This is a genomic window from Larkinella harenae (assembly GCF_054780515.1).
Genome location: NZ_BAAGWE010000001.1, coordinates 818,041 through 839,757, shown reverse-complemented (window position 1 = coordinate 839,757; position 21,717 = coordinate 818,041). Strand labels below are relative to the sequence as shown.

Below are 21,717 nucleotides of genomic sequence, written 5' to 3'. Positions count from 1 at the left end.
GATGCAGCCAGCCTTTTGGTCCAGACAATAACCGGCTCTGGGTTATTTCATCATTTTACTGAGTTTACCCGACGACTGCATCTGGTTCATTTTCTTCATCATCTTCCGCATTTCGTCAAACTGCTTCAACAGGTTGTTTACTTCCTGAATGGACGTACCACTACCGTTGGCAATGCGTTTTTTGCGATTTCCGTCGATAATGTCAGGGCGCTCGCGTTCTTTCGGCGTCATGGAGCCAATAATGGCTTCGATGGGCTTGAACGAATCGTTATCGATATCAATATCCTTCATCATCTTGCCCATGCCGGGAATCATGCCGATGAGGTCTTTGATGTTCCCCATCTTTTTGATCTGCTGCAACTGGCCACGGAAGTCGTTGAAATCGAACTTATTCTGCCGCATCTTGGAGCTGATGCGCTTGGCTTCGTCTTCGTCAAAAGCCTGCTGCGCCCGCTCCACGAGCGAAATCACGTCACCCATGCCCAGAATCCGGCTGGCCATCCGGTCGGGGTAGAAGACGTCAAGCGCTTCCATTTTTTCCCCGGTACTGATGAATTTGATCGGTTTCTGCACCACGCCCCGGATCGAGAGTGCGGCCCCACCACGGGCGTCACCGTCCAGCTTCGTCAGCACCACACCGTCGAAATTCAGCCGGTCGTTGAAGGTCTTGGCCGTATTAACCGCATCCTGACCCGTCATCGAGTCGACAACGAACAACGTCTCGGACGGATTCAACGATTTCTTGAGGTTCTCGACCTCTTTCATCATCACCTCATCGACGGCCAGACGACCGGCGGTATCGACAATGACTACTTTTTTATTGCTCTTACGCGCGTGCGCCAGGGCGTTCTGCGCAATCTCAACGGCATTTTTGTTTTCCGGTTCGGCATACACTTCCACGCCAACCTGCTCGCCCAGCACTTTGAGCTGGTCGATAGCCGCCGGGCGGTAAATATCACAGGCAGTCAGCAAGACGTTACGGCCCTGCTTTTTGAGGTGAGCGGCCAGCTTTCCCGAGAACGTTGTCTTCCCCGAACCCTGCAAACCGGCAATCAGGATAATGGCCGGATCGCCTTTGAGGTTGATACTCTGTGCTTCTCCGCCCATCAGTTCAGTCAGTTCTTCCTGAACGATTTTGACGAACAATTGCCCCGGCTCAACGGCAATCAGTACTTTGCGGTCGAGGGCTTTTTCCTTGACCCGATCCGTGACCTCTTTGGCGACTTTGTAGTTAACGTCGGCGTCGGTTAGCGCCCGGCGCACTTCCTTGACGGTTGTCGCAACGTTAATTTCGGTAATCCGGCCCTGTCCTTTTAACGTTTTGAAAGCCTGACTAAGCTTATCCTGGAGATTTTCAAACATGATTCAATTCCGTAAGTTACCTCTCCGCTAAACTCTGGTAATCTCTGCTAAACTCTGCGAAATAATCTTCAAGCTATTTCGCGAAGCCAAGCGGAGTAAAACGACTTAAGCGGAGGATTGCAAAGTTAGTGATTTTTAGGGGAGGTAGGAAATACACAACGGGCCGGAGTGCAGGACTTTTTATCACAGCAGCAAACCACCCCAGCCTTCCCGCAGTTTGTTGACCGCCCGATGCAGCAGGTTTCCGACGGATTGGTAGCTAAGGCCCATCACTTCAGCGATTTTGTCGTTGGGCAGTGCGGCAAAAAATTTCAGGTGAATCGCTTCCTGCTGGCGGTCGGTCAGCGTCTTCAGTAAACTCTCCAGCCGACTGCGCTGGTAAGCCGACAACTCGGTACGGATTAACTCGTCTTCAAAACTTTCGGCGTATAAAAAACCATCGGAGAAATCCTCTTCCAGCGGCTCTACTCCCCCTCTTCGGAGCGCGTCCTTGTATAATTTCCGCCGTAATGATTTGAAGAGATACACCCGCACATACACCGTCTGCGTGATGTTCCGGCGGTAGGTCCACAGTTCGACAAACAAATCCTGAATACCGTCCTTCAGCAAATCGACATCGCGGGTAAATTTGAGACCATAGTGGTACAGAGGCCGGTAAAAACGCCGGATCAATTCTTCAAAAGCCAGCTCATCTCCCCTGCGCACCTGATCCCATACCTCTGAATCTGGTCTATTTTTCTCCATACGGTCCGAGGGTTAGGCTTACGGTGGTTTAGCATCCACAAAGTTTCGAAAATAAACCAAAAAATAGTATCAAGACAGGAAATTGATGTAAATAAAAAATTTTTATTCGGAATGGGTATCAAGTCAAAAAACCGTTCTATCCCCATATAACACCCCAGGTGAGACACCCGGTGGAACACCTTATTCCGCATCCATGCAGGCGTATCAGCAGTACAAAGCCGAAGATTTTCTAACCGACGATTCCTTTATTGCCTGGGTGTATGGCCGTGACCCGGCTGCCGCAGCGTTCTGGTCGGACTGGATGGCGGAAGCTCACCCCAACCGGTCGGAAGCTTTGTTAGCGAAGGATATTCTGGAAGCCCTCAATCCGCTGGATGCCAGCCTGACCGATGTAACGCTCGACCACGAAGCGGACCAGATTCTCCGCCGGATCAACCAGCTACCGTCAACCAAAACCGTGGCGCGTTGGGAACATACCTGGTACCGTGTCGCGGCCGTAGCCCTGTTCTTTCTGGTGCTGGGATCTTTTATCTGGCTCGTGACCGAACAAACCGAATCCCTCAAAATTTCGCGGGTCAATCCAGCGCCCCGGGAAGGCATGGTGGAACAGGTCAACCGCACAACCAAACCCGTTGAGGTACGGCTGCCCGACGGAAGCACGGTTCGGCTCCAGCCCAACAGCCGGATTCAGCACGTGGCCGGTTTTGGTCAGCCGGTGCGGGCCGTTATCCTGACGGGTGAAGCATTTTTCGACGTGGTTCCGAATCCGAAAGTTCCGTTTCTGGTCTATGCCCGTGACGTAGTGACGCGGGTAGTCGGCACCAGCTTCACCGTAAAGGCGCACGACGAAAACCCGCAGGTAACCGTGGCCGTTCGGACCGGGCGCGTGACGGTGTACTCCCGCAAAGAACTGGAACAGCAGCGAAATGCCGAAAAACCGGTCGTAACGGGCGTGGTCCTGACGCCCAATCAGCAGGTTGTTTTCAACGCCAAAGAAGAAATTTTTCGAAAAGAACTGGTCGAACAACCCGTTGTGATTACCCACCATGCGGCAACGGTTTCCTTCGATTTTGAAGATGCCCCCGTTTCTGAGGTATTCCGGCGCATCGAAGACAACTACGCCATCGACATTGTCTACAACGAACCTTTACTCCAGAAATGCACCCTGACGGCTTCGCTGACCGGCCTGTCGCTCTATGAACAATTGCGACTGATCAGCAAATCGCTCGAAGGCTCCTACGAGGTAACCGACGGCAAAATCCTCATCCTGGCAACCGGATGTGGCGAGTAAACTCCTAGTAAACCATGCGACACCTTTATTAAACAAACCATGAGAAAACGATTACCAATCCTACCGTTCGGAAATTCATGTTCCCGAATCGTGTACCTGCTCCTGCTGCTGGCCGTTACCCGAACGGGCTTTGCCCTCAGTCCGGACCAGGCCACGAAAGAACTGCTCAGCCAGCGCATCAGCCTCCAACTGAAAAACAAATCGCTGAAACAGGTTTTGGCCACCATTGAAAAACAGACGCAGATCCGGTTTATCTACGTCCCGCAAAACATCCGGGCCGACCGCGACATCTCGGTCAATGCCGCCAACGAACAACTCTCCGGGGTGCTCGAACGAATGCTCACTCCGCTGGGCATTGCGTACGAGGTGGCCGACAACCGCATCATTCTGACCAAGGATAAAACGAGTGATTTGATAACCACAGAGTTGACAACCGCGTCATTGGATCAGGCAGTTTCTGGAACCGTTAGCGACGACAAAGGTGAACCACTGCCGGGCGTAAGCATCGCCGTAAAAGGGACCACCCAGGGCACCACCACCGACGCACAGGGTGCCTACAAGCTCAACGTCGCCAACGGGAATGCCGTCCTGGTTTTTAGCTTCGTCGGCTACGCCAGCCAGGAAGTTACCGTCGGTACGCAAAGTGTCATCACGGTGCGCCTGATGCCGGGCGACCAAACGCTCAATGAAGTAATCGTAACGGCATTAGGGATCAAGCGGGAGAAAAAAGCGCTGGCTTATGCCGCCGGCGAAATCAAAGGTTCGGATCTGGCGCAGGCCAACGTCACCAACCTCGGAACGGCCCTGTCGGGAAAAGTGGCCGGGGTACAGGTTACCTCATCGGCGGGAGGCTCCGCCGGTTCGTCACGGATCGTGATTCGGGGTAACTCTTCGCTATCCGGAAATTCGCAACCGCTTTATGTGATTGATGGCGTTCCGATCGACAATTCCAATCGCCGGGCTATCAGCTCTTTTCAATTACAGGGCGGTCTGGACGGCGGTGACGGTATTTCGAACATCAATCCTAACGACATCGAATCCATGACCATCCTGAAAGGCCCCAACGGCGCGGCTTTGTACGGTCAGCTGGGTGCCAATGGCGTGGTAATCATTACAACCAAATCGGGCCGTCGCAACCGTCGCCCGTCGGTTCAGTACAGCGGTAGTTATTCGGTCGGAAACGCCCTCGTGAAACCGGATTACCAGAACGAATACGGACAGGGCTACAACGGCCAGTTTACGTTTTACCGGCAAGCCAATGGCACGGTCGTTGCGTTCAACCCCAACCTGACGGGTGGAGTGCCCAAACTGAGCGCCGGCCGGAACCCAACAACGCGCGGCAGCTGGGGCCCCAAAATGCAGGGCCAAACCGTAGAAGACATGTGGGGGGATACCGTAAGCTATTCTCCCATTACGGACCCGTACACGGCTTTCTTCAAACCCGAAAAACAAGCAATCAATACCGTTAGTGTCGATGGCGGGGGTGAAAAAGTGAACTACTACTTTTCGCTGACCAACCTCAACAACGACGGTTTTGTGCCCACCAACAAACTGAACCGAAATTCGGTGACGGTTAAGCTGTCGGCAGACATTGCGAAGGGATTGAACCTGGACACCAAAGTCAACTACATCAACCAGAAGGTCAACAACCGGCCGTACGTGGGCGATGATGGCATGAACCCCGTTTACCGGTTCCTGTATGTCCCCCGCAGCCTAAGCATGGACGGTCTGAAACGGTATGAGTACTCGGCCAAAGACATCCGCTATTCGCAGGACTTGGGCGGTAACGCCTTTTTTGTCGGCGGGGAGAAAATTTTTGAAAGTAACTCCGTAACCTCCAACCCGTTTTGGACGATCAACAACACGCACAACGAAGACACCCGCGACCGGATTATTGCCTACGCCAAGCTGAATTACGAGATCGCCAAAGGCATTAACGTACAGCTTCGTTACGGCTCCGATCTGTACTACGAACGGCAGTTTGGCTGGAAAGCCGTCGGAACAAGGACATCACAAACCGGGGATGTTTATGAAAACGTAGAGTTCAACAAAACCGAAAACGTGGACGGTTTGCTGATGATCAACCGCGAAATTGGTGATTTCTCGATCAGTGCCAACCTCGGGGCCAACCACCTCAGCAACCGCTACCGGATTACGGGAAATGCCGGTTCGCAGCTCAGCATTCCAGGGCTGTACGCCATCGGTCGGACGGTCCTGAATACGCCACGCCTGGGCGTGGCGGAGTCGGTTATCAACTCCGTGTTTGGGCAGGCCACCGTCGGCTTCCGCAACTACCTGTTCCTCGACGTGTCGGCGCGCAACGACTGGTCGTCTACGCTCCCGCTGACCAACAGCTCGTACTTTTACCCCTCAGTAGGCCTAAGCTGGGCGGTTACGGATGCGTTTTCGCTGAATTTCCCGGCGCTGGATTACCTGAAAGTCCGGGCTTCGTACGCGCAGGCTGGCCGGTCGGGCGATCCGTACTCAACGCTGGGGTATTACAACCTGAACGCCAACACATTTCTAAATCAGCCGCTGGCAACGTACACCAGTACGGTGGTCGACCCGAACCTGAAAAACGAATTAAAAACGTCGTACGAAGCCGGAGCGGAACTACGGTTTTTCAAAAACCGTCTGAACCTGGATTTTACCTATTACCATTCCGTTACGAGCAACCAGATTCTACCCATTGTTATCTCGCAATCAACGGGTTATAGCAGCAAGCTAACCAACGCGGGCCGGATTGAAAACAAGGGCGTTGAGGTGCTGATCGGCGGTACGCCCGTCAAACTGAGCAACGGTTTTACGTGGGACGCCAGTTTCAACTTTTCCGTCAACCGCAACAAGGTGCTGGAACTGATCGACGGGGTGAACGAAATCGTTGTGGGTTCCGACCGCAACATCCGCGTGGTAGCCGCGCCGGGTGAACCGTACGGCCAGTTGAAAGCCGCCGATTATGCCTGGCTCAAAGACGCCAACGGCAATCGCCTGATCGACGACAAAGGTCTGCCGATCGTACAAAGCATTGCAACGGTGGCAATCGGCAACGCAACGCCCAAATGGATTGGTGGAGTCACCAACAGCTTCTCGTACAAAGGATTGTCATTGAGCACGCTGATCGACATCCGGCGGGGTGGTCAGATTTTCTCGCAGGGCCGCGTGCAGGAAGCCGCCTACGGTACGTCGAAGCGGACACTGGAAGGCCGCGAAGGCGGTTTGATTGCCGAAGGGGTAAAAGCGCGCCGGGAAGGCAACCAGTGGATCAGCACCGGCCAGCCCAACGATATTCCGGTAACGGCCCAGGCTTACTGGAACCGGGTAGCGTCGGATAAAGGATTTGCCGTGGCCGAAGAATTCCTGTACGATGCCAGCTACGTTGCCATCCGCGAGGTTCGGCTGGCCTACCAACTCCCTTCGGCGATTCTCAAAAACAACAAAGTGGTTCGGGGCGCATCCATTGCCCTGTACGGCCGAAACCTGGGCTACCTCGAACGGCATACCGACGGTTTTTCACCGGAAAACGCATCAATCAACGTCAACTCCGGCACAATGGGCATGGAACAACACTCGTTGCCGCTGATGCGCACCGTTGGTGTCGACCTAAACCTGAGCTTCTGATCGGAACCCAAACTGAATCAAAACCATGAACCATTTTTCTAAAAAAATACTGCTTCCGGTACTGGGTTTGCTCGCGACGGCATCGGCCTGTACCAATAATTTTGAGGAGCTGAACACGTCGCCGACGCAACCCCGCAACGTCCCGGCGGAATACCTGTATTCGCAGGCCCAACTCAACGGTTTTCTGGCCGACGGCACCAACTGGTGGCAGGTCGGATCGTGGGTACAGCAGTGGGCCAGCGGTTCGCTCTCGGCCCCGTCGCAATACCTGGAAGACCGCGATCTGTACGAAACCGGCAACTGGGCTACTCATTACGAACTGATCAAAAACCTTTCGCAGATTCGGAATCAGGTTCTGAAAGGCCAGGAAGCCACCCCCAACGGACGCACCAAACTGGCCATTGCCAAGATTACGGAAATCTATTTCTGGCAACGCATGACCGATTTCTGGGGTGATATTCCGTATACCCAAGCCGGTTTGCCCGACAATAATCTGACGCTGTTACCGAAATACGACAAACAGGAAGACATTTATAAATCGCTCATTGCCGACCTGGACGCAGCCATCAGCCAACTGACGGCAACGGATGTTTCGTACAGCAATGCGGACTTTGTTTATAAAGGTGATGTCACCAAATGGCGTAAGTTGGGCAACTCCCTGAAACTTCGGCTGGGTATGCGGTTACGGTATGCCGATGCGGCCCTGGCGCGTAAAACCGTTGAAGAAGCCCTGAAAGCCCCGTTGATTGAGAGCAATGCCGAAAACGGCGCCATGCCCACCGTTACGCAGGACGGTAATCCGTTTGGTTACCACCCGACCATTGCGGGATACAACAGCAGTAAAGAACTGAATCAGCTGGCGGCTCCGTTCATTGACCTATTACTGGCCAAGAATGACCCCCGTTTGCCGCGCATTGCCGAACCCACCGAGAACTCCAAAAAAGCCGGGAAACCGATTTATCGCGGTTTAGGCGTTGCGCTGGGCGGCAGCGTCATCATCAACCGGGACGATTATTCGTACGGCACCATTTCGATTTACAACGACCGAAAAGCCACGTTCCCGTATGTATTCCTGGCTTATTCCGACAACTGTTTTTTCAAGGCCGAAGCTGCATTACTGGGCTGGGGTGGTCTCACGCCCGCCCAGGCTGAAGGTTTCTACCAGGCTGGCATCCGGGCTGCCATGCAGCTCCAGCCGTACTCCTTGGCCGAAGCGGATATCGCGGCTTACATCGCCCGGGAAGGCAAACTAACGGGTTCTGCCGAGCAGCAACTCGAACAAATCATGACCCAGAAATGGATTAGTCTATTTATGCGGCATTACGAAGCCTACGCCGAATGGCGCCGGACGGGTTACCCCAAACTGACGCCGGGCCCCAATCCGGGAACGACCAACGGTCAGATTCCGCGCCGGGGGGTTTACTCGAGCACCGAGCGGCTCCGAAACGTAGCCAACTACAACGAGGCCGCTTCCCGGTTAAGCAACGGCGATACGTACCTGAGCAAAGTCTGGTGGGATAAAAAGTGAGAATAGCATAAAGAGAAAAGACAAGAGAGCTGAAACGGTACGTCTTTCTTCTCCTGTCTTTTCTCTTTTGTCTGAAACCTACTCCGACAAAGCGGCAAAGTCTTCATCAGACAGGTCAATCTGCTCGGCGGCCAGGTTCTCCTTCAAATGTTCCGGCGAACTGGTACCCGGAATTAGCAGCATGTTTGCAGAACGCTTCAGCAGCCAGGCCAGTGCGATTTGCGCTGTGGTGGCGTTGTGCTTCTGCGCGATTTTCTCGATTTTCTTTGCGAGCTTGTCCGGCCCCGACGCCAGCGGATACCACGGAATAAACGCCATACCACGCTGGGTAGTATAATCCAGCACCTCTTCCCACCGACGGTTGCCGAGGTTGTACAGATTTTGCACCGACACAATCGGCAGCACTTTCTCGGCCCGCTCGATGTCTTCAATACCCACTTCCGACAATCCCACGTGTCGGATTTTCCCGGCCTGAACGGCTTCCACCACCGGCCCGAGCGTTTCTTCCACCGGAACTTTTGGATCAAACCGGTGCAGTTGCCAGAGATCAATGCGGTCGAGTTTCAGCCGTTTCAGACTGCCTTCAATCGCTTCGCGAATGTGTTCCGGACGCCCATTGGTGACCCATTGATTTGGGCCGGTTCGGTCGAAACCACCTTTGGTCGCAATCAGCAGCCCATCCTTATAGGGATGCAACGCATCGGCAATCAGTACCTCGTTGGTATGGGGTCCGTAGGAATCCGCCGTATCAATGAAATTTACGCCCGCTTCGACCGCATTCCGCAATACCTCCTTAGCCGTTTCCCGGTTGGGTGCATCGCCCCAAACGCCGGGACCCGTCAACTGCATACCGCCGTAGCCCAATCGTTTAATTTCCAGCTCACCGCCAATCGTAAAGGTTGAAGCGGTTTTGTTTGTTGTGTTGCTCATTCTTCTTTGTGTCTAATATGAATTAGTCACAACACACGATAAACCGTTCAATCAGTTCCAGATGTGTACTAAAATTAGCGTAGGACGTTTTTTTAGTCCATACTAAGCGTGCCGACGAGAAGTTACAATCCCGATCAGCAAGAAAAATCATTTGACAAACTTCAATACTTCGGCCACAAACCGGTCGGTTTCCGTAATGAATGGTTCATGGTGTGATTGCTCGAACGTCACGAAGGTCGGAACGGTTTTTGTCAGCAGATCACGGGTCTCATAACCAATTTCGATGGGTACAACGCCGTCTTTCTTTCCCCAGAACAGGCTGACCGGAATCTCGATATTTTTCAGCAACGGTCCTTTTTCGTACGTACGGATTTCATGCTCACCGTAGTCGTTATATGATTTGGGGTGTGAAAACTGCGCCAGCGCGGTGTTGGGGGAGGCAAACACATAATTGAGCACAAACGATTTGTCGTCATAAATCGAAACTGGGTTACCGCCCAGATCCAGCATGCGTTTGTAAAGTTCTGGCCATTTGTAAGTACCCAGGTTCTCACGGGTCACCGGATTGGCTTCGACGTAGTTGGTAATTTCGGTCTGGTTCTGAACCCGGGCTTCGCGCAAAATCCATTCCCGCATCTGCACCAGCCAGCGGTAAGTTGAAAACGTTCCGTTGACGGCCACCAGCCCGCTGACCATTTTCTGGTTGTCGCGCGTGGTCAGAAACTGCCACGCCAACTCGACGCCGAAGCTGTGGGCCAGCAGGTAAACCCGGGTGTTTGGATACTGTTCTTTCAGAAGCTTCACCACGTAATAGGCATCTTCGCCAAACTGCTCGTAGTTCAGCGTTTTCACGTCTACTTTCCCGGACGACGAGCCCGCAATGCGCTGATCCCAGTAGGCCACGGCCACGTCTTTTTCCAGGTCTTTGAGGTAATGACGGTAACACATGGCGCAGTCGCCGGGGCCGCCGTGCAGGAAAAGAATCAGTTTGTTCGACGCCAGGTTGCCGCGCACCCAGATGGGCATATCCGCGCCTTTGTGCCGTAAATAAAGCGTCCGTTCGGTATCCGTCACCTCGCCTTTCTCACAGGCAGAAAGTGAGAGAATCACGAAAAAAAGAAGGTATGGATAGAAAATTTTCATGGTCGTTTCAACGGTTTACGAATGCCACACTCAATGGCGAAGCGGTATAACTGGGATGCGTTGAACGGTCGTTGCTGCATCACATTCAGCCGGGCATACCAGGCCAGGGAACGGTTTTTCCGAACGGATAAATCCCGGCCAAAACCCACCGAAACCGTGGGTAGGTAAGCCCCTCGACCCGCCATTTTGACTCGCTGAAAAGCGCCATTCTCCCCAACTTCGAACGTTTGTCCGGCCAGAAAATACCGCAAATAAGAATTGGACAGGCTGACCTCAAACACGCCACCACGCGGCCCCGTTCGCTGGTAGGCCAGCTCGGGCGAAAAGATGATGCCGATGTGGTTATGCGGATGGTTATAAACCGCCAGGCCGGGCGTAATCAGAAATTCTTTCCGGGCATTATTGCGGGGTTTGATGCGGGAAATGAGCGGGTGTTCGTAGGCAACTTTCAACCCGTAATGGGTGACGGTTTCGCCGAAGTAAGCCAAGCGTATCTGCTGAGCCTGCGCGGTCAGGCTGCCCGTAAACCACAAACCAGCTACCAGGCAGAAGATTGATTTCATAGTATCTAGTTGTTTATCAGCGCAAAACTCTCAAAATCCGCCCAGACCGGGGGTGTCAAAAGGCGCAAAAAATCGGGCAAAAGGCGACAGGGACTGAATAATTCTTAACCTTCCTGCTCAACGGCGCGTTATGAGAAAGCAATTAAGCCCTCGTGTAGCTGGTGTCTTGATCCAAACACGGTTTTTCCAAACCATTATGCACCTGACAAAAGAAGAACTGAACAACACCGAGCGAATCCGCCGGCTCAACATCATCAATTCCGTGACCGGCATCAAACCGGCGAACCTGATCGGCACGGTTTCCAACCAAGGGCAATCGAATTTGGCCATTTTTAGCTCCGTCGTTCATTTGGGAAGCAATCCGGCCCTGCTGGGCTTTGTGCTCCGCCCGGAGCGCGACGCGGGCCAGCATACCTACGAAAACATTCTCGAAACCGGCTACTACACCATCAACCACGTCCACGAAGCTTTTATCGAGCAGGCACACTACACCTCGGCCAAATTCAAACGGGAGGAATCGGAGTTTGACCAGTGCCACTTCACGGAAGAATACCTCTCCGGTTTTCAGGCTCCGTTTGTGAAGGAAAGTTCACTGAAAATGGGAATGAAATTTTTGCAGGGGTTACCGATTGAACTCAACGGAACGATGCTGATCATCGGTCAGATTGAACACCTGATTGTGCCCGACGAAGCCGTTGATGAAGAAGGGCATTTTGATCTAAGCCGCGTCAACGATGTTGGTATTTCGGGCCTGAACAGCTATTACAAGCTAGAAAAAATCGGGCAGTTTCCGTACGCCCGTCCGCAAACCATGCCTGATTTCTCGGCCGAAAACCCGATATGAAAAAGCAGCATTTGCCCACCAAGATTTGCGCCGTTTGCGGAAAACCGTTTAGCTGGCGCAAAAAATGGGAAACTGTCTGGGACGAGGTAAAGTATTGCAGTGAGCGCTGCCGACGCAACAAAAACCAGTCGCCGGGCTGATGATTAGCCCATGTACGAATCGTTGTTGATGTACTGAAACTTGTTGTTCCAGACCAGCGCGATCTGCGTGGCCCGTTGCCGGGTCAGTTCGGCATTGGTGCCTTCGAAATGCTCCGTCAGCGTCTCCGAAAACAGTTTCAGCCAGCGCTCAAAATGGTCGAGGGTCAGCGTATGTTGCTGGTTGATGAGCAGGTGGGGCCGGAATGGGTGGCCCTGGTACGCGTTGTTGCCCAGGATGATGTTTTCCCAGAACGCATACATTTTGGGCAAATGTTTATCCCAGTCAACGTGAGCGACGTCGGTAAAAACCGGGCCAATGAAGTCATCGGCCTGCACTTTCTCATAAAACGAATCCACCAGAAAACGAATGTCTTCCGGAGAATCCAGCGTTCGTTTACTCATACTCAGTGTCAAAAGAGTCTCTAGCTAGAGAACACATTTTCGTACTCATCCGGTTTAAAACCCAATGCAATTATTTTCCCCTCCGCTTCGATTAGCGGGCGACGAATCACCGACGGTTTCTCCATCATCAGCGCGATGGCGGCTTCGGCATCGGCGGGCTTTTCGGCATCGGGCAGTTTTTTCCAGGTCGTTCCGGCGCGGTTAACGAGTTCTTCCCACGGCTTTTGCGTCAGCCAGTGTTCAATTGTGGGCCGGTCGATACCTTGTTTTTTGTAATCGTAAAACTGATACTCAACACCGTGATCGGCCAGCCAGGTGCGGGCTTTTTTCACGGTATCGCAATTCGGAATGGCGTATAAAGTATACATGCAACGTGCTTTTTTGGGTCGCTAAAGTACGGATTTGCGGGGTTGCGTGTACGTTTACTCCGCGCAATTTGTAATTTGAAGACCATTTTGACCCATCTCCCTCACACGCGCTATGCTGACCTTGAAAAAGCGGCTGCTCTTTCTTTTTATAGTCATCGGTTGGTCTGCCAACGCCCAAACCACCGACGCCTTTCTGCCCGGCGATCCGTTGCCCGACGCCCCGGAACTGGCTCCCCGCGGCACCTACGGGGTGGGCGTCCGGACGCTGAAGCTGACCCACAAGGCGCAGGTGGATGTGCTGCGAACCAAAGACGGAAAAAGCCCGGTTTACGACCGGCCCCTGACGGTTGAAGTCTGGTACCCGGCCCGGATTCCGGCGGGTAACGATCAGCTGGTTACATACAACGAAGTGCTGGGCCGGGCCAACGACCCCAAACGCCCGCTGGTCCCGTTTACGTTTGTAGGCCGGGCGCTGCGCGATGCCCAACCCGATCCGGGCACAGGGGCGTATCCGCTGGTGATTGTCTCGCACGGTTACCCCGGCTCACGGCTTTTGCTGACGTACCTCACCGAAAATCTGGCGTCCAAAGGCTACGTAGTTGCGGCCATCGACCATACCGAATCGACTTACCGCGACCTGGGCGGCTTTCCCAGCACCCTGCTCAATCGTCCGCTCGACGATCTGTTTGTGCTGGATGAACTGGCGCGGCTGAGTGCCAAAAATTCCAATCACTTTCTGGCCGGGCTCGTCAACGCCGATCAAACCGCGCTGATCGGCTACTCGATGGGCGGCTACGGAGTGCTCAACGTGGCGGGGGCCGGATTCAGTCCCCAGGCGAGTGGCTTTTTCGGGCAGCTGACCGGCGGTAGTACGGCTCTGCAAAACCGGACGATGGCCGCTCCTGATTACAAAACCTCGCAGGACCCGCGCATCAAAGCCGTGGTGGCGTTTGCGCCCTGGGGCATGGAACGCGGGCTGTGGAATGCCGAAGGGCTGGCGGGCCTAAAACTCCCGACGCTGTTGGTAGCGGGCAGCAAAGACGACGTTTCGGGGTACGAAAAAGGGGTCAAAGCGATTTACGACGGTACCGTGAATGCCGACCGGTATCTGCTGACCTACATCAACGCCCGGCACAACGTCGCGCCGAACCCACCGCCAGCCGCCACGCTGAAACCTGGCCAAGCATCCGAAGATTACATGCACTTCGCCGAACCCGCCTGGAACGAGCGCCGGATCAACAACATCAACCAGCATTTTGTCACGGCTTTTCTGGGCATTCACCTCAAAGGAATGGCTTACGCAAAATACCTTACGCTCCCCGAAAGCTCCGACGCCGAACCGTGGACGGGTTTCAAACCCCGGACGTCGGTGGGTCTCGAAATGCGTCATGCCAAGCCGTAAATGATCCTGACAGCGATGACCCCACGAATTGAAATCTTACCCGAAAAGAAATTAGTTGGCAAGCGGCTGCGCATGTCGGTTGCCAACGACCGAACCGGTGAGTTATGGCGGAGTTTCATGCCCCGCCGGAAAGAAATCGCCAATCCGGTAACGACGGAGCTGGTTTCATTGCAGGTTTACGACAAACCGTTCACCTACGCCGATTTCCTGCTCACCATCGAATTTGAAAAATGGGCCCTGTTGGAGGTTGCTGATTTCGAAGCTATTCCGGACGGCATGACGGCTTTTACATTGCCCGGTGGTTTGTACGCCGTTTTTCACTACAAAGGCGCTTCGAGTGACTTTGCCGAAACCTTTCACCACATTTTCGGAACGTGGCTACCCCATTCGGACTATATGCTGGATCACCGGCCACATTTTGAAGTGCTGGGCGAGAAGTACCGAAACAATGATCCGGATTCGGAGGAAGAAATCTGGGTTCCAATCCGGTTCAAAAGCGAGTAAAACCGCCTTCCGAAACCGCTCGCTCAATGCCGACAGCGTAGTCTTGATAGGGTAAACATGACCATTCCCCGTTTGCAGAACCGGCTTGTAAGGGGTAATATTACGGTCCGAAACGGGTTGGCGTAATGCCGAATGAGTCCGGCTGATGTGTAAATCAGTTGCTTCTCTGAAAAACAGAATCCCGATTCGCGTCAGCCTTCCGCCCTGAACCCTTCCTGTAGCTAGTGAATCGCTTTTTAAGCGGTCTTTTTCCTCATTTATCTTACCGATGATTCGAATTTATGTTGTCGTGCTGACGGTTTTGCTGGCCGTCCTGGAAGTGAAAGCGCAGCATCCGGCGCAACGATATCCGCTTATTCCCTACCCCACCTCGCTTGCACCCGCTGCGGGCCAGTTTACGGTAACGGCCCAAACCGCCCTGATCGTGCAAGACAACCGTTTTGCGAACGAAAGCCGGCAGTTGCAGGCCTTGCTCCAGGCTGGTCTGAGAAAACCGTTGCCCGCTACCGGCAAGGGCACCCGGATCGTCCTGCAGCACGATGCGACCCTGACCAATCTGGAAGCGTACGTCCTGACCATTACTCCTCAACAGGTAACGCTGAAGGCCGGACAGCCCGTCGGCATGTTCCGCGCCATTCAGACGATTCGCCAGTTGCTGCCCGTTGACCTTGAGAGCCGGAGTGCCAAACCGGTGTCGTCGCTGGTTCTTCCGGCGGTCCAGATTCAGGATCAACCAGCTTACGGCTGGCGGGGGATGCACCTCGACGTGTCACGCCATTTTTATTCCATCGACTATTTAGAAAAATTCATCGACCGGCTGGCGCTTTACAAGTTTAACACCTTTCACCTCCACCTGACCGACGACCAGGGCTGGCGGCTGGAAATCAAAGCCTACCCCAAACTGACGAGCGAAGGGGCCTGGCGGACGTTTAACAATCAGGATTCGGTGGTTTTAAAACGGGCCGTCGAAAACCCGGATTTTGATTTACCGAAGCAATTTCTCCGGCAGCACAACGGACAGACGCAATACGGCGGTTTTTATACACAGGATCAGATGCGCAAGCTCATCGCGTACGCGGCCGCCCGGCACATCGAAATCATCCCCGAAATTGACATGCCTGGCCACCTGAGTTCGGCCATTCAGGCGTATCCGTTTCTGAGCTGCACCGGCCAGCCGGGCATGGGAAAAACGTTTTCGGTGCCTGTTTGCCCCTGCAACGAACCCACCTATACGTTCATGGAAACCGTCCTGAACGAAGTGATGACGCTCTTCCCGAGTTCTTACATCCACATCGGGGCAGACGAGGTTGAAAAAACCACCTGGGCGCAATCCACCGCCTGTCAGGAACTGATGAAGCGGGAGGGCATCAAAAACGTGGAGGAACTGCAAAGCTACTTCGTTCACCGGATTGAAGCCTACGTTCAGTCGAAGGGGAAGAAATTGCTGGTTTGGGACGACGCGCTCGAGGGCGGTCTTAAGCCCTCGGCAACGGTGATGTACTGGCGCAGCTGGGTAAAAGACGCTCCTCAGAAAGCCGCCCGCAACGGCAACAAGGTGGTGATGACGCCCGTCAGCACGCTGTACTTCGACAGTCCTCCGGGTATTCAGTCGGTCGAGAATGTGTATAACCTGGCCGTCGTTCCCGAAGGCATCACCCCGGAGCAAAAGAACCTTTTTCTGGGTGCGCAGGCCAACATCTGGACTGAATACATCCCGTCGGAAAACCGGGCCGACTACATGGCCATGCCCCGCATGACGGCGCTGTCGGAAGTAGTCTGGACCAACCGCCCCGATTACGCATCATTCCAGCAACGGCTGCTTCAGCACTACGGGCGCATGGAAAAAATGGGCATTCATTACCGTCTGCCGGATCTGACCGGTTTTGCCGAAGAGAACGTCTTTGTTGACAAAGCCACGCTGCGCATCAAAAAACCGTTGGACAGCTACACCCTGCGCTACACAACCGACGGTTCGCAGCCTCAGATCAACTCCCCCGAACTCAAAGACGGGCTGGAGATTTTGAAGCCCCAAACCGTTCGGGTGGCGGCTTTCACGCCCTCGGGAGTGCGCGGGGATGTATACTCGCTTCGGTACCAGCAGCAAGCCTACGCAACGCCCGCAACGGTTACTGCGCCCAAAGCCGGTCTGCAGTGTCACTATTACAAAAAATACTTCAAGGAAACCAAGCTGATGAAACAGCAAACCGCCGACAGTTCGTATACGATCCACAACGTGGTGGTGCCGAAATCCGTCAATGCGCCTAGCTTTGGCATTCAGTTTCGCGGGTACCTGACCGTTCCGGAAACGGGCGTTTACAGCTTCTTCTACACCTGCGACGACGGCGGTATTCTGCGCATTGCCGACCGGATGGTGGTTGATAACGACGGCAACCATTTCCCGATTGAAAAAAGCGGACAGGTAGCGTTACAGAAAGGGGCGCACCCGTTCGAAGCGGACTTCATCGAGGGCGGGGGCGGCTTTACGCTCAAGCTGAAATACAGCCTGAACGGATCGGAACCCGCCGATATTCCTGATAGCTGGTTTTCGCACTAACGCCGGAGCGCCCGATTAGTTAAACGACTGCCTGAACTCCAGCGGACTTTGCCGGGTCTTCGCCTTGAACAGTTTATTGAATGACTGGGAATGCTCAAAGCCTAGTTCGTAGGCAATTTCGCTGACGGACAGGTCGGTGGTGGATAGTTTTTCTTTGGCTTTCTCGATCAGTTTTTCGTGGATGAGCTGCTGTGTGGTTTGCCCGGTCAGCTGTTTGAGTAAACTGCTTAAATATTTGGTGGACATGTGCAGTGCGTCGGCCATGTAGCGAACCGTGGGCAGCCCTTTGGAAGCCAAATCTTCGTTCTTGAAATAATCCGCCAGTACCTCTTCCAACCGGTCCAGCATTTTGTGGTTGGTGATCTTGCGGGTGATGAACTGCCGTTCGTAAAAGCGTTGGGCGTAGGTCAGCAAAAGCTCCAGTTGAGCAATAATGACGTCCTGGCTGAATTTGTCAATGGTGGAGTGGTACTCCTGTTTGATGTTATCGACGATACCATTGATCATGGTTTCTTCCTTATCCGAAAGAAACAAAGCCTCGTTGGAAGCATAGCCAAAGTACTCGTATTGCCTGATTTTTTTGGCGAGTGGCGTATTCCACAGAAAATCAGGATGAATAAACAACATCCAGCCATCGAGCGTGTGAGGCACCCCGTTTGCTTCGCCCCGCAGAATCTGACCGGGGGCGATGAAAGCCATTAAGCCTTCGTCAAAATCATAGCGCTGTTGGCCATAGAAGAGTTTGTCGCAGCCCCTTTTTAGCGATACAACGTAAAGATCAGAAACAACGGAAGTTAGGTTGGGGTCGTTCTTAAGCCCTTTCAGGTCGATCATGCCGATGAGCGGATGATGCGGTTTGGGAAGCCCCATTAACCGGTGAATTTCCGTGATGGATTTTATGCGATACGGTTTTGAATCTGCCATGATAAGAGCGTTAATGAGTTAATGGATGCTTCAACCCGATCAATACCAACGGCATAGCCAGAAACGGTATTTCGATTAGGGCCATTCTGATGTTTCCTGCCTGCAACGACAGCGCCATGATCAACACAATGGTGATGGCATTCAGAACATTGCCCAGAAAGAAGGTTTGCGGAAAAAGTATCATTAATCCAATAAGAATCGAAAATACGCCAAAAAACGGCATGGCGGTTTTGGTAATGCCCAGATCCGCCATCATTTTTGTTTGTTCGGCGTTGGCTGGCTGAAAAGCGTCCCAGCCGTGTTTGAGGCTCAGGAATGCAGAAATCAACAGGAGGATGATGCTAACGATTTTCATCGGTTTGTCTTTTATTAGTGTGTAATTACGGAATCCTTTTGAACTTCATGGTTTGCCCAAGCAGAGAAATACCCATATAGCCCCGAAATTCCAACTGGTTGACGTGTGGTAATTTTGCTTTCAGGCTGTAGGTCCTTCCATCATCCGGGTTGTATAACTTTCCGCCGGTATACTCGCCATCGGCATACCTGAGGTTGGTCACATTGATGATGTGTTGCCTTGACCGGTTCCGCAACGTCTTATCGGGATTTTTGGGGTCCTTCTTGGGGGTTTTTCCGTCTGCTTCAAACATCGTTGTGGCCCACAACAGTTTCCCAAAATACTTCCCTTCGGCTTTAAAAATTTCAAATTTAAGCCCCACATCGGAATCCTCACTGAGCCAAATGCCGGTTATCCGGTCGGCAGGTGAGTTTTGGGCAAACACGGTCACCGACAACAGCAGCATGGTAGCTACGCAGCATAACTTTTTCATTTTTTCAGCTTTTAGACGGGTGCGTTCCGTACATGGTTGATGCTCCCATTTTACCAGACTGCGCAATCAGGAATTTAGGCGCAATTCGGCTCATCATCCGCATTACCTTGGCAATACCGGGGTACACTTCTTCTTTGTCGTTCTGCATTCCTCTGATGGCGGCATCCACTATTTTATCCGGTGCCATCAGCATACTGGCGCTAAACCCATCTTCGTCCTTAAACTTGTCGTTGAGCGGTGTGGAAGAGCCGGGAGCCACCAGTTCGATTACGTTGATGTTGGTGTTTTTTAACTGGACTCTCAACGCCTGGGTGTAGGAGCGCAGTCCTGCTTTGCTGCCGCTATAAATGGGTGATATGGCGAACGGCAACAGGGCGATTCCCGACGTAACATTGAGAATAGCAGCGGTTTTTTGTTTTTTCAGGTGAGGCAGAAACTGCTGTACCATGCGGATGGGCCCCATCAGGTTGATTTCGATTTCGCGCGTAATGTCCGTCAGGTCGTGTTGTTGATGCAGGCTGATCTTACGCATTTCTCCGGCATTGTTGATCAGGATGTTCAGATCTGGAAATTCCTGCGTAACCCGGTTGTAGAGATCGACGATATCAGCTGCATTGCTGACATCGCTCTGAATGGTATGCACCGCCGGAAGCTTACTTTTTACTTCCTGAAGCTTTTGTGCATTTCGGCCGGTGATGATTACGGTGTTTCCCAGAGCCATCAATTTGGAGGCAAATTCGAAGCCGAAACCGCCCGTTCCGCCCGTAATCAAAATGGTGTTGTTTTGTAAGTTCATCGTTTCTGATTTTTTGTTGATGCAAAGTTCATCAGCCATCAGAAAACGGATGTAGCCAAAAGTCGCTATGTTGTAGTGAAAAGGGAAGATGTTTGTTGGCGCACGGTCTGTTAGCCTTGCTCCAACGGATCAACAGGGCTGAAAAGGGAACTTATGGTCACCCCGCTTCTGGCAATACCAGGTTATCCTACTTAAAGTTTCACGCCCGTCGCCGTCTTATTATTAGGGAGAAACAACGGCCTTGTCGCGGTCTCCATCATGGTCTGAAACAGAATTTTAGCCTTGTTTCACTACGGCCTGATGACACGCTGACCGGGCGTCAGCGTGTCTCTCTCCAGTGGCCCTACTTTTCTTCCCGCAGTACAAAGAGCTGCAAAAACCGTCCTTTGTCCGTTGTCACATACCGGTTATACGCAATCTGATCACCTTTGTTGGACCAGACAATGCCGTTGCGGGGCTGCTCATCGTCCGACGACCGGGGTGTTAACCGCCGAAACTCGCCGGTGGCTACTTCGGTGATGAATACGCTGTTGTCGGCGGTATACGCCACCCACTTGCCATCCGGACTGAAATTGAAGGTTGTTTGAATCGAAAACGGCTGTTTCGTGAGTTGCCGAATGGTGCCACCGTTGGGCGATACGCCAAACAGCTGAATTACGCCGGAAGTATCTTTCGCCAGAAAGCCGATCAATGCACCGTCGGGCGTGGTCCGCAACCAGTGCCGGGGGCCTTCCGCGCCGTGCTCCGTAAACGTGATCCGGCGTTGCTGAACACCCTTGGGCGGGTTGGGCCGGGTGGTTTCGGTACCTTCCAGCGGTTGCCCATCGACGGCTTGGGTCAGATCGTCGGGCAAATCGATCACAAAAATTTCGGCGACGGTTTTGCCATCTCTCGTTCGCACATTCCCCTGAAAGGCCAGCGCCCGTTTCTGGCGACTACCATCGGTTTTTTGATACCCATCCGTGCCAATCCAGCCTTCGTCAAACGCTTTGTCAATTTCGTCGCTGCCCGGTTTGGGGGATTCCGTCACGCGGGTCACCACCACCGAAAACAGCTCCCCCGAATTGTTCTCCCGCGAGCCATCATCGGCCACGGCCACTTTTTTGAGCGGGGCCATCACACCCACTACGCGCAAATCCTTTACCGCCGGGTTGGTTTTGCCCAATCGGTCGAGCAAATAATCGTTGTACGTAAAGCTGATCCACTGGCCGTCGGCACTCCAGCCGTGGGCATGGGTACCACCCCGCAAAGCTCCCGGCGTAAACGGTGGCGTCACATCGCGGGCATCCAGAAAAATCGGTTTGCCGGGCTGATCGGTATCGATGGCAACGCCCGTGCGACGGGCAAAACCGTACGGTTTTTCGGCGTCTGCATTCCGGATGCCGTGGATGAACAGCACCCGGTTTTGAACAGGTGAAAACGTGACGGCACCTACGCCGGGACCAAACTGGGTTTGGTTCTCCGTTTGATACAAGATCTTGATTTCGCCCGAGCTGACGTTTACCATTTCAATGGAACCGGTACTGCCTATACCCGTATCCACATTACGGGTATCATACACGAGCCATTCGTCGGAAGGAGAAAATGCCTGGGCATTGTGAATCGTATGCCCTTTGGCATCAGAAGTGAGCTGTTTTTCGGTAAAATTCATTGTTACATGCGCTTTGGGCGCGCAGGTTTGCAGGCCCGCGCCAAGAATGAGCCAGCCAATTCGGGAGTTCATTAAACGAGTTCTCGGTTTAGGATTAGTCGGTATACCGTTTTCGGTTTATAGTAT

At 53.2% G+C, this 21,717-nt stretch carries 20 protein-coding genes; 8 read left to right on the top strand and 12 right to left on the bottom strand.

Annotated elements, in window-relative coordinates; translation table 11 throughout:
- Positions 1 to 42: 42 nt before the first annotated feature.
- Both ffh and ACYVH9_RS03465 read right to left on the bottom strand, forming a co-directional pair.
- Positions 43 to 1,362, bottom strand: a complete 1,320-nt coding sequence (gene ffh / locus ACYVH9_RS03470) for a signal recognition particle protein (RefSeq protein WP_460634900.1) — start codon at positions 1,360 to 1,362, stop codon at positions 43 to 45.
- 183 nt (positions 1,363 to 1,545) lie between these two features.
- Positions 1,546 to 2,106: an RNA polymerase sigma factor gene (locus tag ACYVH9_RS03465; protein ID WP_460634899.1), complete on the bottom strand. Its 561-nt coding sequence runs from the start codon at positions 2,104 to 2,106 to the stop codon at positions 1,546 to 1,548.
- 193 nt (positions 2,107 to 2,299) lie between these two features.
- Between ACYVH9_RS03465 and ACYVH9_RS03460 the strand changes: the two genes are divergently transcribed.
- The 3 genes from ACYVH9_RS03460 to ACYVH9_RS03450 are packed head-to-tail and all read left to right on the top strand — an operon-like array spanning position 2,300 to position 8,543.
- Positions 2,300 to 3,397: a FecR family protein gene (locus ACYVH9_RS03460; protein WP_460634898.1), complete on the top strand. Its 1,098-nt coding sequence runs from the start codon at positions 2,300 to 2,302 to the stop codon at positions 3,395 to 3,397.
- Positions 3,398 to 3,436: 39 nt separating this feature from the next.
- Entirely contained in the window at positions 3,437 to 7,015 is a 3,579-nt protein-coding gene (locus ACYVH9_RS03455; RefSeq protein WP_460634897.1) for a SusC/RagA family TonB-linked outer membrane protein, read from the top strand.
- Between the two features lie 25 nt (positions 7,016 to 7,040).
- A complete protein-coding gene (locus ACYVH9_RS03450) occupies positions 7,041 to 8,543 on the top strand; it encodes a SusD/RagB family nutrient-binding outer membrane lipoprotein (protein ID WP_460634896.1) in 1,503 nt (500 codons plus the stop codon).
- A gap of 78 nt (positions 8,544 to 8,621) precedes the next feature.
- Here the strand turns inward: ACYVH9_RS03450 and ACYVH9_RS03445 are convergent, their stop codons facing one another.
- The 3 genes from ACYVH9_RS03445 to ACYVH9_RS03435 form a co-directional block, all read right to left on the bottom strand.
- The gene (locus ACYVH9_RS03445; protein WP_460634895.1) at positions 8,622 to 9,473 is read right to left on the bottom strand and encodes an aldo/keto reductase; all 852 of its coding nucleotides are present in this window, start codon (positions 9,471 to 9,473) and stop codon (positions 8,622 to 8,624) included.
- A gap of 147 nt (positions 9,474 to 9,620) precedes the next feature.
- Positions 9,621 to 10,616, bottom strand: a complete 996-nt coding sequence (locus ACYVH9_RS03440) for an alpha/beta fold hydrolase (RefSeq protein ID WP_460634894.1) — start codon at positions 10,614 to 10,616, stop codon at positions 9,621 to 9,623.
- A complete protein-coding gene (locus ACYVH9_RS03435) occupies positions 10,613 to 11,179 on the bottom strand; it encodes a hypothetical protein (RefSeq protein ID WP_460634893.1) in 567 nt (188 codons plus the stop codon). Before ACYVH9_RS03435 ends, ACYVH9_RS03440 begins: the two co-directional genes overlap by 4 nt.
- Before the next feature lie 196 nt (positions 11,180 to 11,375).
- Here ACYVH9_RS03435 and ACYVH9_RS03430 point away from each other — a divergent pair, with 196 nt between their 5' ends.
- Both ACYVH9_RS03430 and ACYVH9_RS03425 read left to right on the top strand, forming a co-directional pair.
- A complete protein-coding gene (locus tag ACYVH9_RS03430) occupies positions 11,376 to 12,023 on the top strand; it encodes a flavin reductase family protein (protein ID WP_460634892.1) in 648 nt (215 codons plus the stop codon).
- Positions 12,020 to 12,163, top strand: coding sequence for a DUF2256 domain-containing protein (locus ACYVH9_RS03425; RefSeq protein ID WP_460634891.1), 144 nt, complete (start codon positions 12,020 to 12,022; stop codon positions 12,161 to 12,163). The genes ACYVH9_RS03430 and ACYVH9_RS03425 overlap by 4 nt, the downstream gene beginning before the upstream one ends.
- 3 nt (positions 12,164 to 12,166) lie before the next feature.
- Here the strand turns inward: ACYVH9_RS03425 and ACYVH9_RS03420 are convergent, their stop codons facing one another.
- Positions 12,167 to 12,565 (bottom strand): group III truncated hemoglobin, encoded by a 399-nt coding sequence (locus tag ACYVH9_RS03420; protein WP_265994120.1) that lies wholly within the window; start codon positions 12,563 to 12,565, stop codon positions 12,167 to 12,169.
- Between the two features lie 20 nt (positions 12,566 to 12,585).
- A complete protein-coding gene (locus ACYVH9_RS03415) occupies positions 12,586 to 12,933 on the bottom strand; it encodes an ArsC family reductase (protein WP_460634890.1) in 348 nt (115 codons plus the stop codon).
- Positions 12,934 to 13,045: 112 nt separating this feature from the next.
- Between ACYVH9_RS03415 and ACYVH9_RS03410 the strand changes: the two genes are divergently transcribed.
- The 3 genes from ACYVH9_RS03410 to ACYVH9_RS03400 all read left to right on the top strand — a co-directional run bounded on the left by ACYVH9_RS03410 (position 13,046) and on the right by ACYVH9_RS03400 (position 17,393).
- Positions 13,046 to 14,335, top strand: a complete 1,290-nt coding sequence (locus ACYVH9_RS03410) for an alpha/beta hydrolase family protein (protein ID WP_460634889.1) — start codon at positions 13,046 to 13,048, stop codon at positions 14,333 to 14,335.
- A gap of 15 nt (positions 14,336 to 14,350) precedes the next feature.
- A complete protein-coding gene (locus tag ACYVH9_RS03405; protein ID WP_460634888.1) occupies positions 14,351 to 14,839 on the top strand; it encodes a GyrI-like domain-containing protein in 489 nt (162 codons plus the stop codon).
- A gap of 268 nt (positions 14,840 to 15,107) precedes the next feature.
- Positions 15,108 to 17,393 carry a family 20 glycosylhydrolase gene (locus tag ACYVH9_RS03400; RefSeq protein WP_460634887.1) on the top strand — a complete coding sequence of 762 codons (2,286 nt, stop codon included), beginning with the start codon at positions 15,108 to 15,110 and terminating at the stop codon, positions 17,391 to 17,393.
- 15 nt (positions 17,394 to 17,408) lie between these two features.
- Here the strand turns inward: ACYVH9_RS03400 and ACYVH9_RS03395 are convergent, their stop codons facing one another.
- From ACYVH9_RS03395 to ACYVH9_RS03375, 5 genes are all read right to left on the bottom strand, one after another.
- A complete protein-coding gene (locus ACYVH9_RS03395) occupies positions 17,409 to 18,317 on the bottom strand; it encodes a helix-turn-helix domain-containing protein (protein ID WP_460634886.1) in 909 nt (302 codons plus the stop codon).
- A 10-nt stretch (positions 18,318 to 18,327) separates the two neighbouring features.
- Entirely contained in the window at positions 18,328 to 18,672 is a 345-nt protein-coding gene (locus ACYVH9_RS03390; RefSeq protein WP_460634885.1) for a hypothetical protein, read from the bottom strand.
- A gap of 25 nt (positions 18,673 to 18,697) precedes the next feature.
- Positions 18,698 to 19,144 carry a DUF2147 domain-containing protein gene (locus ACYVH9_RS03385; protein ID WP_460634884.1) on the bottom strand — a complete coding sequence of 149 codons (447 nt, stop codon included), beginning with the start codon at positions 19,142 to 19,144 and terminating at the stop codon, positions 18,698 to 18,700.
- A gap of 4 nt (positions 19,145 to 19,148) precedes the next feature.
- The gene (locus ACYVH9_RS03380) at positions 19,149 to 19,940 is read right to left on the bottom strand and encodes an SDR family oxidoreductase (protein WP_460634883.1); all 792 of its coding nucleotides are present in this window, start codon (positions 19,938 to 19,940) and stop codon (positions 19,149 to 19,151) included.
- Between the two features lie 343 nt (positions 19,941 to 20,283).
- Entirely contained in the window at positions 20,284 to 21,663 is a 1,380-nt protein-coding gene (locus ACYVH9_RS03375; protein WP_460634882.1) for a DUF3748 domain-containing protein, read from the bottom strand.
- Positions 21,664 to 21,717 lie beyond the last annotated feature (54 nt).